The following is a 14023-nucleotide window of genomic DNA, read 5'->3' on the forward strand; positions in this document are numbered from 1 at the left end:
CATGCGCAGGGCACGCCTCATCACAGACTTGCCTCCAGGGCGTCACGGAGCCGGCGCAGCAGGGCGATGTCCGGGTCGGCCGCCACCTCTCCGACCCAGGACGGCAGGGTCGGCGGCGGTGCCGGTAACGGGTCCAGCGGGGTCACGACGAGGCCGGCGGCTGCGAGTCGCCGGACGTCCAGCAGGGTGTGGAAGGCGGGCCGGCCGAGCATCCGGGCGATGTCCGCCGGGGTCCGCCTGCCGTCGGCGGCGGCCAGCAGGGTGCGCTGGCGCGCGCTCACCGTCTGGCCGGGGGCCGCGGCGCGGGGCAGGACCGGGGCGGCGTCGACGGACGCGTACGGCCATACCTGGTCGAGCAGTTCGCGGCGGCGCACGCTCTCGCGCTCGATGGCCTCCGTGGAGACCGGCCGCACCGAGCCGAACCAGTGGCCGACGCCGTACCGGAAGCGGGTCGGGCCGCTGCCGGGGGCCAGGGCGAAGAAGGCGGCGTCGAAGACGGCTCCGAGGTGGCAGATCTCCAGTTCGCCGCCGTGCAGGCGGCCGCTGTCGACCAGGAAGCGGCCGACCTCGCGGCGGGCCCCGGCCCGGTCCACGGCCTCGTCCCAGCCTTCGCGGGGGAGCCGGCCGCCCGCCGTCAGCAGGACGTCGAGTCCGGGCGCCGCGGGGCTCTCCGCGTGGACCACCCGGCCGTCGATGAGGTAGAGCGTGCCGTGGTCGCGCAGCAGGGCTCCGGTGGCGCGCTCCGCGGCCAGCCGCACGAGCATCGGGGATACGGTCATCCGAGGACCAGTCTCTCGGCGAGGTCGCGCAGCCGTATCCGCGCCAGCGCCAGGTTCCCCGCGTCGCGGTCGAGCCACAGGTGCAGGAAGACGCTGCTGTCGAAGGCCGTCTCCACGAAGCGCAGGACGTGGTAGCCGCCGCGGCTGGTGACGATCAGGTCCTCGACCGGCGGGCCCTTGGGTAACTCGGCCGCCGTCTGCGGGTCCTCGCCGCTCGCGAAGGAGTCGTACTCCGCTGCCGCGCGGGCCAGTTCGGCGGTCTCGGCGGCGGTGGTCTCGTGGTCTCCGACCGGTGAGTCGCCCGCCGTGCCGAGTGCGAGGCCGCTGGTCCAGTCGACCAGGGAGGCCCCGCGAGCGCCCGGCAGGGCCATCGCCTCCAGCAGGCACTCATCGATTCCGGGCACGCGGGTTCCCCTCCCGATGCGGCGTGCGGGTGTACGGCAGTGACGGAGACGTTACTCAACGTTCCTGCCGTGGGGAGGAGTTCTGGCATTTTCCATCGGAACATGCCGCAGGCTGATTGAATGCGCTCCGCACATGAGCGGACTCGCCCGTGCGCCCCCGCGCGCGCCGGGGTGGGCGCCGTGAACGCGCCCTCACACGGCGGTCAGCCGCGGCGCTCCACGGCGGCCGCGACGTCCGTCAGGTCCTGGGCCACCGCCCTGCGCACCGCGCGGGCGCCTAGGCCGCCGAGCAGCCTGGCGAGCAGGCCGGTCGCGGCTCCGCCGGCCGGAGTCGCCGAGAACGTCATTCGTACCATCGTGGCCCCCGTCCCCGCGGGCCGGAGCGTGAACTCCGTGACGTAGTGCATGCCGTGCGAGTGCGCCTCCGTGACGTACCGGTCGGGCGGCTCGCTGGCCGTCACGTGCATCTCCTCCGTGGCCTCCTTGCCGAACATCGTGCGGGTCTCGCGCCAGCGGGTGCCGACCCCGAAGCCGCCCTCCGTGAGCACCTCGACGCGGTCCACCCCGCTGAGGACCCGATCCATGCCCTTCAGGTCGGTCAGCGCCTCCCAGACGGGTCCGGGAGTGGCCTCGATCCGGCGTTCGACGACGACGCTCTTGGTGGTCATGGCTTCATCGAACCACCGGGGCGGGGCGAGCGCTCCCGTTGCTACGGCAGCAGTGCGTCCGGCCGCTCGCCGCCGGACTCGGCGACGATCTCCCGCAGCGTCTGCGCCCGGCGCACGGTCGTGAAGGCGACCTCCTTGCCGTCCGCGTCCGCCGCCGTGCCCGCCTCGGCGACGGTGAAGCCGTGGACGGCGGGCCGGGGCAGGCTGTTGTAGGCGTAGTGGTGGGCGAAGTAGTACGCGCCGGTGTCCGGGACGGCGACCACGTCGTCCGGCCGGAGGAGCGGCAGGGCGCGTCCGGTGGCGAGCAGGTCGCCGGCGAAGCACGCGGGACCGGCCACGTCCTGGACGGTCTCCTCGCCGGCGCGGGGCCGGCCCTCGGCGTCGTACGCGAGGACCCGCAGGGGCCAGGACCCGGGGTCGTAGACCGTCCTGGTGGCGACCTGGACCCCGGCGTGGGTGACGGCGATGGGGCGGGATCCGGACGTCTTGGTGTACTCGACCCGGGCCAGGATCGTGCCGTGCTTGGCGAGCAGGGAGCGGCCGAACTCGGTCACCAGGCCGTAGCGCCCGTCGAACAGCCCCGGCACGGTGGCGGCGAGCAGCCGTGCGTACTCGGCGTACGTCGGCGTCTCCTCGTCCGAGGCGAAGTTCACCGGCAGGCCGCCGCCGATGTCGATCGTGTCGACCTGCCGCCGGCCGGCCCTGCCGTTGATCTCCTCGGCCAGCGCGTGGACGGCGCCGACGCCCTCGGCCATCAGGGCCAGCGGCATGCCCTGGGAGCCGGAGTGGGTGTGCAGCCGGCTCAGCCACGGCCGGTCGAGGGAGGCGCGGACGACGGCCTCGCGGGCGCCTTCGTCACGGAGTGCGACACCGAACTTCGAGGTGGCGGTGGCCGTCGACAGCGCACCGATCGAACCGCCTCCCACCTGCGGGTTCACCCGTATTCCGACGGGGCTCGCGGTCGGCGCGGCGGCGACGAGGGCGTCGATCCTGGCCAGTTCCTGGAGGTTGTCGGCGTTCACGGCGATCCCGAGGGCGAGGGCCTCGCGCAGCTCCCCGGTGGTCTTGGCGGGGGAGTCGAGCACGGTGCGGGACGGCGGGACGCCGGCCGCGCGGGCCAGCGCGAGCTCGCCGGGGCTGGCGACCTCGGCGCCGAGGCCGCAGGCGTCCAGCAGGCGCAGTACGGGCACGAGCGGGGCCGCCTTGACGGCGAAGGCGTGCAGCACGGGCGCGTCGGTGACGGCGGCGAAGGCGTCGGTGAGGGCGGCGGCGGAGGCGCGGATCCCGGCCGTGTCGAGGAGCGCGACGACGGGTTCGGCGGGGGAGAGGAGACCTTGTACGACGGCCGCGCGGACGGCCTGATCACGACGGTCGGAAGCCATGAGCCCCATCCCATCACCTGGCCGGGTGCACCGCAGCTGTTGACTACAAGTATTCAGCAGGCCAGGATGTGAATATCTACATCACAAGACGGTCGGTGATCGTCTCGTCGTTGTGCCGGAGGAGGCATTCCCGATGTCAGGACCCCGCCCCGTACGGGCCCCGCGCGGTACGGAACTGAGCACCCTGGGATGGCAGCAGGAGGCCGCCCTCCGGATGCTGCAGAACAACCTCGACCCCGAGGTCGCCGAGCACCCCGACAAGCTCGTCGTCTACGGCGGCACCGGCAAGGCCGCCCGTGACTGGCGCTCCTTCGACGCGATGGTGCGCACGCTGCGGACGCTGAAGCAGGACGAGACGATGCTCGTCCAGTCCGGCCGTCCCGTCGGCGTCATGCAGACGCACGAGTGGGCGCCGCGTGTGCTCATCGCCAACTCCAACCTGGTCGGCGACTGGGCGAACTGGGAGGAGTTCCGCCGCCTGGAGCAGCTCGGTCTCACCATGTACGGCCAGATGACGGCCGGTTCGTGGATCTACATCGGCACCCAGGGCATCCTCCAGGGCACCTACGAGACCTTCGCCGCCGTCGCCGCGAAGAAATTCGGCGGCACCCTCGCGGGCACGATCACCCTGACCGCCGGCCTCGGCGGCATGGGCGGCGCCCAGCCGCTCGCCGTCACGATGAACGACGGCGTCGCGATCTGCATCGACGTCGACCCGCGCGCCATCGAGCGCCGCATCGAGCACCGCTACCTGGACGTGAAGGCCGACGACCTCGCCCACGCCCTCCGGCTCGCGGTCGAGGCCCGGGACGCGCGCCGCCCGCTCTCCATCGGCCTCCTCGGCAACGCGGCCGAGCTGCTGCCGCAGATGCTCGCCGAGGGCGCCCCGATCGACATCGTGACCGACCAGACCTCGGCGCACGACCCGCTCTCCTACCTCCCGGTGGGCGTGGCCTTCGAGGACATGGCCGACGCCGCCGCCAAGGACCCGGCCGGCTTCACCACCCGCGCCCGCGAGTCGATGGCGAAGCACGTGGAGGCCATGGTCGGCTTCATGGACGCCGGCTCCGAGGTCTTCGACTACGGCAACTCGATCCGCGGCGAGGCGCAGCTGGCCGGCTACGACCGCGCGTTCGCCTTCCCCGGCTTCGTCCCGGCCTACATCCGCCCGCTGTTCTGCGAGGGCAAGGGCCCGTTCCGGTGGGCCGCGCTGTCGGGCGAGGCCTCGGACATCGCCAAGACCGACAAGGCGATGCTGGAGCTCTTCCCGGAGAACGAGTCGCTGCACCGCTGGATCAAGATGGCCGGCGAGCGCGTCCACTTCCAGGGCCTGCCGGCCCGCATCTGCTGGCTCGGCTACGGCGAGCGCGACAAGGCCGGCGAGCGCTTCAACGAGATGGTGGCCGACGGCACCCTCGCCGCGCCGCTGGCCATCGGCCGCGACCACCTCGACTGCGGTTCGGTGGCCTCCCCGTACCGCGAGACCGAGGCCATGCTCGACGGCTCCGACGCGATCGCCGACTGGCCGCTGCTGAACGCCATGGTCAACGTCGCCTCCGGCGCCTCGTGGGTCTCCCTGCACCACGGCGGCGGCGTCGGCATGGGCCGCTCCATCCACGCGGGCCAGGTCACGGTGGCCGACGGCACCCCCCTGGCCGGGGAGAAGATCCGCCGCGTCCTGACGAACGACCCCGGCATGGGCGTCATCCGCCACGTCGACGCGGGCTACGACATCGCGGAGGAGGTCGCGGACGACAAGGGCGTGCGCGTGCCGATGCGCGAGGACGGCTCTGCGTGAGCGAGACCTTCCACGCCATGTGGCGGTCGCTGCGGCCCCTCGGCCGCAGCGACGCCTCGGGCGGATACCGCCGCTACGCCTGGACCGGCGCCGACCAGGACTGCCGGCTGTGGTTCCGCATGCAGGCGGAGGCCCGCCGGCTGAACTACGAGGTCGACCGCAACGGCAACCAGTGGGCCTGGCTCGGCGACCCGGAGGCCGGTGACGCCGTCGTCACCGGCTCCCACCTGGACTCGGTGCCCGACGGCGGAGCCTACGACGGCCCCCTCGGCGTCGTGTCCGCCTTCGCCGCGCTCGACGAACTGCGCTCCCGCGGCGTCCGGTTCAGCCGCCCCTTCGCGATCACCAATTTCGGTGACGAGGAGGGCGCCCGGTTCGGGCTCGCCTGCGTCGGCTCCCGGCTCACCGCCGGACAGCTGACCAAGGACAAGGCGTTCGAGCTGCGGGACGCGGACGGGATCAGCCTCCCGCAGGCCATGGAGGCCGCCGGGTACGACCCCGACACGATCGGCGCCGACCCCGAGCGGCTCGCCCGGATCGGTGCCTTCGTCGAGCTCCACGTCGAGCAGGGCCGGGCCCTGGACCTCTCCGGCGACCCCGTCGGCATCGCCTCCGCGATCTGGCCGCACGGCCGCTGGCGGTACGACTTCGCCGGTGAGGCCAACCACGCCGGCACCACCCGCCTGGTCGACCGCCGCGACCCGATGCTCAGCTATGCCGAGACCGTCCTCGCCGCCCGGCGCGAGGCCGAACTCGCGGGCGCGGTGGCCACGTTCGGCAAGATCGCGGTCGAGCCGAACGGCGTCAACGCCATCCCCTCCCTCGTCCGCGGCTGGCTCGACGCCCGCGCGGCCGACCAGGACGCCCTCGACACGGTGATCGCCGGCATCGAGACCGCCTCCCGCGCCCACGCCGCCCGGAACGGCATCGACCTCACCGTCGTCCGGGAGTCCTTCACCCCGGTCGTCGAGTTCGCCCACGCCCTGCGGGACGAGCTGGCGGGCATCCTGGGGGAAAGGACCCCGGTCCTCGGCACGGGCGCGGGACACGACGCCGGGATCCTCTCCGGCTCGATCCCGACCGCCATGCTGTTCGTACGGAACCCCACGGGCGTCTCGCACTCCCCGGCCGAGGCCGCGGCCGAGGACGACTGCGTGGCCGGGGTCCTCGCACTCGCCGACGTACTGGAAGGGCTGGCGTGCAGCTGACGACCTACTGGGCGGAGTACGCCTGGCTCGACACCAACGTCGAGCCGGGCGTGGCCCTCGACGTGACGGACGGCCGGATCAGCGCCGTGCGCAAGGGGGTCGGAACACCCCCGCCGGGCGCGGTCGCGCTGCGCGGCCTGACGATCCCGGGCCTCGCCAACGCGCACTCCCACGCCTTCCACCGGGCCCTGCGCGGCACGGTCCAGGTCGGCTCCGGAACCTTCTGGACCTGGCGCGACGTGATGTACAAGATCGCGTCCCGGCTCACCCCGGACTCGTACCACGCGCTCGCCCGGGCGGTGTACGCCGAGATGGCGCTGGCCGGCATCACGGCCGTGGGCGAGTTCCACTACCTCCACCACGCGCCCGGCGGCACCCCGTACGCCGACCCCAACGCGATGGGCGAGGCACTGATCGCGGCGGCGGCCGAGGCGGGCATCCGGATCACCCTCCTCGACACGGCGTACCTCTCCTCCGGCTTCGGCGCCGCCCCCGACCGGCACCAGCTCCGCTTCTCCGACGGGACGGCGGACGCCTGGGCCGAGCGGGTGTCCCTGCTGAAGGACCGCGACGGGGACGACGTGCGGATCGGCGCGGCCGTCCACTCGGTGCGGGCCGTCCCGGCCGACCAGCTCGCCACGGTCGCCTCCTGGGCCGCCGAGCGGGGCGCGCCGCTCCACGTCCACCTCTCCGAGCAGACCGCGGAGAACGACGCCTGCCTGGCGGCCCACGGCCGGACCCCGACCCAGCTCCTCGCCGACCACGGCGTGCTGGGCCCGCGGACCACCGGCGTCCACAACACCCACCTCACCGACACCGACATCGCGCTGATCGGCTCGTCGGCCACCGGCACCTGCATGTGCCCGACGACGGAGCGGGACCTCGCGGACGGCATCGGCCCCGCCGTCGCACTCCAGCGGGCCGGCTCCCCGCTGTCGCTGGGCAGCGACAGCCACGCGGTCATCGACCTCCTGGAGGAGGCGCGGGCCATGGAACTGAACGAGCGCCTGCGCTCGCGCACCCGCGGGCACTGGACCGCCGCCGCCCTGCTGACGGCGGCCACCGAGGACGGTCACGCCTCCCTCGGCCGGCCCGACGCGGGCCGGATCGAGCAGGGCGCGCTCGCCGACCTGACGACGATCGCCCTCGACTCGGTCAGGACAGCGGGACCGGTGCCGCGTCTGGCAGCCGAGACGGCGGTATTCGCAGCGTCGGCAGCGGACGTCCGGCACACGATCGTGGGCGGCCGTCACGTCGTACGGGACGGGGCGCACCAGTCCGTGCCGGACGTGCCCCGGGCCCTCGCGGACTCGATCGCCGCCCTGCGCGGCTGAAGGAGACACCCCTCACCATGAACGGCCCCGCGGCAACGAACAGTCCGGTGGCGAGCTCCGCCCCCACCAGTGCGAAGAGCACCGTGGCGACGGCCGCCACCGCCATCGTCAACATCGCGAGTCTGGTCACCAACGATCCCTCCCTCGGTGATGGAACGCCCCTGGGTCTGATCCAGGACGCGGCCGTCGTCATCGAAGGCGACCGTGTCGTCTGGGTCGGTGAATCCAGAAAAGCACCCGCCACTGACAACCGGGTCGACGCCGCCGGCCGGGCGGTGATCCCCGGATTCGTCGACTCCCACTCGCACCTGGTGTTCGCGGGCGACCGCACGGCCGAGTTCAACGCCCGCATGTCCGGCCAGGCGTACGCGGCGGGCGGCATCCGCACGACGGTCGCCGCGACCCGGGCGGCCTCGGACGCGGACCTGGAGCGCAACCTCACCCGCTACCTGGCGGAGGCCCTGCGCCAGGGCACGACCACCTTCGAGACCAAGTCCGGCTACGGCCTCACGGTCGAGGACGAGGCGCGCGCCCTGCGGATCGCCGCCGCCCACACCGACGAGGTGACCTACCTCGGTGCCCACATCGTCTCGCCGGACTACGCCGACGACCCGGCCGGGTACGTGGCCCTGGTCACCGGCGAGATGCTCGACGCCTGCGCCCCGCACGCCCGCTGGGTCGACGTCTTCTGCGAGAAGGGCGCCTTCGACGGCGACCAGGCGCGCGCGATCCTGACCGCCGGCAAGGCGAAGGGCCTGCACCCGCGGGTGCACGCGAACCAGCTCTCGTACGGCCCCGGCGTGCAGCTCGCCGTGGAGCTCGACGCCGCGAGCGCCGACCACTGCACGCACCTGACCGACGCGGACGTCGACGCGCTGGCGCAGTCCGCGACCGTGGCCACGCTGCTGCCCGGCGCCGAGTTCTCCACCCGCGCCGAGTGGCCGGACGCCCGCCGGCTGCTGGACGCGGGCGCGACGGTGGCCCTCTCCACGGACTGCAACCCCGGCTCGTCCTTCACGTCCTCCGTGCCGTTCTGCATCGCGCTCGCGGTCCGGGACATGCGGATGACGCCGGACGAGGCCGTCTGGTCCGCCACCGCAGGCGGCGCCGCGGCGCTCCGCCGCACCGACGTCGGCCGGCTGACACCGGGCGCGTACGCCGACCTGGCCGTCCTGGACGCGCCCTCGCACGTCCACCTCGCCTACCGGCCGGGCGTGCCGCTGGTGGAGCAGGTCTGGCGCCGCGGGGTCCGCGCGGTCTGACCGGGCCGCGCGACGGCCGGGGTGACGCCCGGGGTGACGCCCGCACACGCGGAAGGGCCCGTTCCGGAGAACGGGCCCTTTCCGCGGGACTCTCTTCGGCGGGCGGCCGCCCGGGACGGTCCTGTCCCGGGGCCGCCGGGGGAGTCACTCCTCCAGCGTCAGGCCCTTGCGCAGCCGGGCGAGGGTGCGGTTGAGGAGCCGCGAGACGTGCATCTGCGAGATGCCGAGCTCCTCGCCGATCTCCGACTGGGTCCGGCCGGCGACGAAGCGGAGCGAGAGGATGCGCCGCTCGCGCGCGGGCAGTGCGGCGATCAGCGGCTTGAGGGACTCGACGTACTCGATGCCCTCGATGCCGTGGTCCTCGTAGCCGATGCGGTCGGCGAGCGAGCCCTCGCCGTCGTCGTCCTCGGCCTGGGCGTCCAGCGAGCTCGCCGTGTAGGCGTTGCCCGCCGTCATGCCCTCGACGATCTCCTCGCGGCTGCGGCCGAGTTCCTCGGCGAGCTCGCCGACGGTGGGCGCGCGGTCGAGCTTCTGGGCCAGTTCGTCACCGGCCTTGGCGAGGTCGAGGCGGAGTTCCTGGAGCCTTCGCGGGACGCGCACGGACCACGAGGTGTCGCGGAAGAAGCGCTTGATCTCGCCGACGATCGTCGGCATCGCGAAGGTGGGGAACTCGACGCCGCGGGTGAGCTCGAAGCGGTCGATCGCCTTGATGAGGCCGATCGTGCCCACCTGGATGATGTCCTCCATCGGCTCGCTGCGGGTGCGGTACCGGGAGGCGGCGAACTTCACCAGGGCCAGGTTGAGTTCGACCAGGGTGTTGCGGACGTACGCGTACTCGTGCGTGCCCTCCTCGAGCGCGTCGAGGCGGGCGAAGAGCGTCTTGGAGAGCGCCCGCGCGTCGACGGGTCCGACCTCGTCGAAGGGGGGCATCTCGGGAAGACCCTCGGGAAGGGTCTCGGAAAGGCCGGGGGCGGGGGCCCAAGTTGCTGCCGACGGCGCGTCGGGGGTGCGCGGGGCGTCGAGCCGGGGTGACATGGTCTCCTCCATCGTTCCTTCTCGCTGCGGTTTGCGGCGCCTCCAAAGCCGGCCGTCTCGAATGTTCCGCTACTAGCCCTACCCGGTCGGCAGGGTCGGTCGCAAGTGTCAATTGTCCGATTTGTAGGGATGTGTGGTGGAGTTCGGCTACCGGAGTGAGCCTCGAACTTGTATGGTTCTACGCACGTCAACGGGCATCCGCGACAGCGAGAAGAGGCACGGGCATGGACCGCCAGAGCGTCGGCAGCACGCAGCCGGGACGGCTGCGGGTCGAGGTTCGAACCGAGGGGGCGAGCGAAGTGCTCACCCCGGTGGGTGAGCTCGATCACCACACCGCCGAACTGTTGCGTATGCCACTTGAAAGGGCTCTCGCCGCCGGCCGCTCACGGCTCGTGGTCGACTGCTCACGGCTCGACTTCTGCGACTCCACCGGGCTCAACGTGCTGCTCGGTGCCCGGCTGAAGGCCGATGCCGCCGGGGGAGGCGTCCACCTGGCCGGCATGCGGCCCGTCGTCGCCCGGGTCTTCGAGATCACCGGTGCGGACGTCGTCTTCACCGTGCACGACTCGCTCGCCGCGGCGCTCCCCGGCTGAGCGGGTGTTTTCGGGAAACAGCCGGGCAGAAGAGCCCGGGTCGGGTGAGTTGTCCGGTGATATCGGATGAATCGGTGAGGTGAAGCGCTGATGGACACTGCTGCTGGGGGCAGGGAGGTCGAGGAGGTCGCGGGCCCGGTGTCGGGCGTCGCCGCCGATCTCGACGTACGGACGCTCGCGCTCGGCGCGACCAGTGGCACCGTTCCACTCGCCCGCGACTTCACGCGGTCGGCCCTCTACGCGTGGGGCTGGCTCCCCGCCGCGACCGCGGAGGCCCGGGCCGCCGCCGAGGACGTCCTGCTCGTCGTCTCCGAACTGGTCACCAACGCCTGCCTGCACGCCGAGGGCCCCGAGGAGCTGTGCGTCCGGCGCAGGAACAAGGTGCTGCGCCTGGAGGTCACCGACCGGGGCGCCGGCCAGCCCGCGCCCCGCGCCCCGCACCGTGCCGGACGGCCGGGCGGACACGGCATGTTCATCGTGCAGCGGCTCTGCCTCGACTGGGGCATCGAGCGCATCCCCGGTGCCCCCGGAAAGACCGTCTGGGCCGAACTCGCCTCTCCCGCGTAACTCCTGTCGGGGTGTCAGGGTGGGTCGCACCCGCCTGACGCCCGTCGCGGACGGCGGTACGCACCGCGTGTCCGACCGCTCCCGCGCCCCGGCGCCTTCCGCGCGCCCTCGCGTGCCCCGACGGCGGCGACCCCGCCCCGCACCCCCTTCCGGCCCCATCGGCCGCTCCCGCCCCGGACAGGCGTGTGCCCCGCGCGGGCACGGTCCGACGGCGTCCACTTCGCCCGTCCCCGTGTCTTCCCTCTGCAACGCCCCAGGCGTACCTTGACGCCCAATCTGATGTACCGTCAGTAACTTTGCGGTGAGGGGTGCTTGAGGTGCCGTACCGGAGGAGAACAGCTTTCGCGCTGGCAGCGGCGGCGGGCTCGGTGGTGCTGGCCTCCGCCCCCGCCGCCCAGGCCGCCGTCGTCGACGTCGACTACGCCTGCGAGACGAAGATCGGCCCCAAGGGCGCCGTCTCGCCCGTCGACATCACGGCCGTCAGGAGCGGCAGCGGCTACACGGTCACGATGTCCTTCGAGAAGGGCGTCTCCGACAGTCCCGTCGAGCTGCCGAAGGGCGTCATGACCCCGCGCGCGGAACTCCGGCTCGGCGGCGCGGAACAGGGGACGCTGAAGGTCACGGGCACGCCCAACACCGCGGCGATCCCGCCCGACACCCCGATCAGGATAGGGAAGCTGACGGGCACGTACACGCCGAAGAAGAGCGGCAAGGTCACCTTCACCGCAGGGGTGCTCACCGTCCACGCCCTCGGCATGGACGCGGCCGTCTGCACCCCGAGGAACAACCCGAAGCCCGCCCTCGAACTCCAGGTCACCGCCGCGGGCGGGTCCTCCTCGGACTCCGGCGGCTCGTCCGGCGCTCCTCAGTCCTCCGGCGGCGGGGAACTGCCGAAGACCGGCCCGCTCGACTCCGCGACGGCGCTCGGCACCCTCGGCGGCACCGTGCTGCTCACCGGCGCGGCCGGGGTGCTCTGGCTCACGCGGCGCCCGGCGCGTTGATGCGGGGCGCCTGGGCCGGGCTCGGGGCCGCCGCCGCCACGCTGCTGGGAGCGGTCGCGGCGGCGCCGGCCCCGCAGTGGAGCGCCGGACCGGCCGAAGGGCGGCCGTACGTCTACCTGGAGGGCGCCGCCGGCAGCGTCCTGCAGGACACCCTGTCCGTGACGAACCCGGGCGCGCGGCCGCTCACGGTGCGCCTGAGCGCCCGGGGCACCCCCGTCGCCTTCGCCGTGCGGACGGTGACCGTGCCGGCCAGGACCCGTGCCGACGTGCCCTTCGCCGTGACCGTGACCGCCGCCACCCCGCCCGGCGAGCACACGGGCACCCTGCTCGCGACCTCCGGCGGACGGGAGAGCCGGGTGCCGTTGCATCTGCGGGTGAGCGGGCCGAGCCTGGCGGCGCTCACCGTCGAGGACGTGACGACGGACCGCTCGGGGACGCTGCGCTACACCCTGGTGAACCGCGGCAACACGGTCCTGACGCCCCGCGTCGCGGTACGCGCCGACGGCGTCCTCGGCACCGTCCTCGACCGGCCCTCCCGCGCTCTGCCCGTCACCCTGCGCCCCGGCGAGCGTTCCGTCCGCACCGAACCCTGGCCCGATCGGCCGGCCCTCGACTCCGTCACGGTCCGGCTGAGCGTCACGGCCCCGGGCGCCCCGCAGGCGATCGCCCGGACCGAGGCCGTCTTCGTCTCCGGACCCGCGTGGGCGACCGGCACGGCGGCACTGCTCGCGGCGGTCGGAGCGGCCGCCCACGCGGCCCGAAGGCGCCGCGCCCGGCCGGGCCCGACGCCCGGGGACCCGGTGGAGGAACGCGCGCGGGCCGAGGCGACGGCGGGAGCGAACCGATGAGGGGCGAGCGCGACGGAAGCGAACGGCGCGACGGGCGCGACCGGGCGTACCTCCCCGGCGGAGCCGTCGCCAGGTCACGGGCCGACTCCCGGGCCGGCGTGGCCTTCTGCCTGCTGCTCGCCGCGCTGGTGCTGAGTCTCCTGCCCGCCATCCGGGCCGGTGCCGCACCCGCCCCCGGCCCGACCGTCGCCCTCTCGCAGGCGGAGGGGGGCACGGGCGGCGAGATCACGGTGAGCGGATCCGGCTGGAAGCCCGGGGCACTGCTCATGCTGCTGATCTGCGGCCAGTCCGCGCCGGGCAAGGGCGTCATCGGCGGCACCAACTCCTGTGCCAACACGGCCGGCCGGGCCGCCACCGTCGACGCCAGGGGCGCCTTCAGCCGGAAGATGCCGGTCGCCGAACCTCCCAAGCCCTGCCCCTGTGTGGTGCACGTGGCCGGCGTCACCGGCCAACAGGACGCCGTGGACGTGACGTTCACCGTCGCCGGGCATCCGGTCGCACCGCTGCCGGAGGCTTCCGGAGACGGCCGGCTCGCCGTGCTCGCCTCGGTCCGCCTCGACGGATCCAGCGGCGTCCTCGTGTGGTTCGGCGCGCCCGCCGGGCGGGAGGTCGTCTTCACCCTCGGCAACCTCGGCCAGACCCCGGTCAAGGACCCGGTCTTCCAGGTCGGCACCAGCCACGGCGTCTTCTCGCCGCAGTACGAGGAACGCCAGTGGCGCGGCACCATCCGGCCGGGCGGGAAGGCGACGATCAGGCTGCCCGTCGAACTGACCGCCGGCGCGCACGGCGACTACCAGGTCTCGGTCCGGTACGCGGGCAAGGTCCTGGTCGAACAGCCCTGGGGCGTCGGCCGGCCCTGGGGCGTGACGCTGTTCTGGGTGCTGCTCGCCGTGGTCGTCCCGGCGGCGCTCTTCCGGATCGGCATGGCGGTGGTGGACCGGGTGCGCCCGACCCGTGCCGGCCCCGTCGCCCGGCCCGCCCCGGCCGCCGGACACCGCCGGCTCCGCACCCCCCGGCGCGCTCCCCGCCCCGTCCCCGCAGGGGACGACGACAGCACCACGGTCCTGCCGTGGTTCACCCCGGACTCCGCACCGTCAGAGAACAGCCCGACGACGAAGGGACATTCGTGAGCACGCAACGGAGG

General features: G+C 73.7%; 14 protein-coding genes. 9 read left to right on the forward strand and 5 right to left on the reverse strand.

The genetic code is table 11. The features are described from left to right. Positions 1-20 precede the first annotated feature (20 nt). From ACE1OA_RS20850 to ACE1OA_RS20865, 4 genes are all read right to left on the reverse strand, one after another. Complete coding sequence (locus ACE1OA_RS20850; protein ID WP_356605868.1) at positions 21-779, reverse strand: transcriptional regulator; 759 nt, start codon at positions 777-779, stop codon at positions 21-23. Then, positions 776-1183, reverse strand: a complete 408-nt coding sequence (locus tag ACE1OA_RS20855; protein ID WP_356605870.1) for a hypothetical protein — start codon at positions 1181-1183, stop codon at positions 776-778. Before ACE1OA_RS20855 ends, ACE1OA_RS20850 begins: the two co-directional genes overlap by 4 nt. A 203-nt stretch (positions 1184-1386) precedes the next feature. After that, positions 1387-1851 carry an SRPBCC family protein gene (locus ACE1OA_RS20860; protein ID WP_356605872.1) on the reverse strand — a complete coding sequence of 155 codons (465 nt, stop codon included), beginning with the start codon at positions 1849-1851 and terminating at the stop codon, positions 1387-1389. A gap of 41 nt (positions 1852-1892) precedes the next feature. Beyond that, positions 1893-3233, reverse strand: a complete 1341-nt coding sequence (locus tag ACE1OA_RS20865; RefSeq protein ID WP_432753201.1) for a diaminopimelate decarboxylase — start codon at positions 3231-3233, stop codon at positions 1893-1895. 133 nt (positions 3234-3366) lie between these two features. On the opposite strand from ACE1OA_RS20865, the gene hutU reads away from it, so the two are divergent. From hutU to hutI, 4 genes are read left to right on the forward strand one after another with little or no spacing between them, the layout of a single operon-like run. Continuing rightward, on the forward strand, positions 3367-5031 hold the full coding sequence (gene hutU, locus ACE1OA_RS20870; RefSeq protein WP_356605876.1) for a urocanate hydratase: 1665 nt from the start codon (positions 3367-3369) through the stop codon (positions 5029-5031). Positions 5032-5048: 17 nt separating this feature from the next. Further along, complete coding sequence (locus tag ACE1OA_RS20875; RefSeq protein ID WP_432754083.1) at positions 5049-6239, forward strand: allantoate amidohydrolase; 1191 nt, start codon at positions 5049-5051, stop codon at positions 6237-6239. Next, positions 6230-7573 carry a formimidoylglutamate deiminase gene (locus ACE1OA_RS20880; RefSeq protein ID WP_356605878.1) on the forward strand — a complete coding sequence of 448 codons (1344 nt, stop codon included), beginning with the start codon at positions 6230-6232 and terminating at the stop codon, positions 7571-7573. The genes ACE1OA_RS20875 and ACE1OA_RS20880 overlap by 10 nt, the downstream gene beginning before the upstream one ends. Before the next feature lie 17 nt (positions 7574-7590). Then, on the forward strand, positions 7591-8835 hold the full coding sequence (hutI, locus tag ACE1OA_RS20885; RefSeq protein WP_386544561.1) for an imidazolonepropionase: 1245 nt from the start codon (positions 7591-7593) through the stop codon (positions 8833-8835). A gap of 144 nt (positions 8836-8979) precedes the next feature. Here hutI and ACE1OA_RS20890 read toward each other — a convergent pair whose 3' ends face one another. Further along, positions 8980-9882 (reverse strand): RNA polymerase sigma factor SigF, encoded by a 903-nt coding sequence (locus ACE1OA_RS20890; protein ID WP_432753202.1) that lies wholly within the window; start codon positions 9880-9882, stop codon positions 8980-8982. Positions 9883-10094: 212 nt separating this feature from the next. Here ACE1OA_RS20890 and ACE1OA_RS20895 point away from each other — a divergent pair, with 212 nt between their 5' ends. The 5 genes from ACE1OA_RS20895 (at position 10095) to ACE1OA_RS20915 (ending at position 14009) form a co-directional block, all read left to right on the forward strand. Next, positions 10095-10463: an STAS domain-containing protein gene (locus ACE1OA_RS20895; protein WP_147978267.1), complete on the forward strand. Its 369-nt coding sequence runs from the start codon at positions 10095-10097 to the stop codon at positions 10461-10463. 90 nt (positions 10464-10553) lie between these two features. After that, positions 10554-11030 (forward strand): ATP-binding protein, encoded by a 477-nt coding sequence (locus ACE1OA_RS20900; protein WP_356605884.1) that lies wholly within the window; start codon positions 10554-10556, stop codon positions 11028-11030. Between the two features lie 317 nt (positions 11031-11347). Continuing rightward, positions 11348-12031: a peptidase gene (locus ACE1OA_RS20905; protein WP_356605886.1), complete on the forward strand. Its 684-nt coding sequence runs from the start codon at positions 11348-11350 to the stop codon at positions 12029-12031. Further along, positions 12031-12879, forward strand: coding sequence for a COG1470 family protein (locus tag ACE1OA_RS20910; RefSeq protein WP_386544559.1), 849 nt, complete (start codon positions 12031-12033; stop codon positions 12877-12879). The genes ACE1OA_RS20905 and ACE1OA_RS20910 overlap by 1 nt, the downstream gene beginning before the upstream one ends. Then, positions 12876-14009, forward strand: coding sequence for a hypothetical protein (locus ACE1OA_RS20915; protein WP_356774624.1), 1134 nt, complete (start codon positions 12876-12878; stop codon positions 14007-14009). The genes ACE1OA_RS20910 and ACE1OA_RS20915 overlap by 4 nt, the downstream gene beginning before the upstream one ends. The last annotated feature ends 14 nt before the right edge of the window (positions 14010-14023 follow it).

The sequence above is a fragment of the Streptomyces sp. JL2001 genome (assembly GCF_050917515.1).
GTDB lineage: Bacteria > Actinomycetota > Actinomycetes > Streptomycetales > Streptomycetaceae > Streptomyces.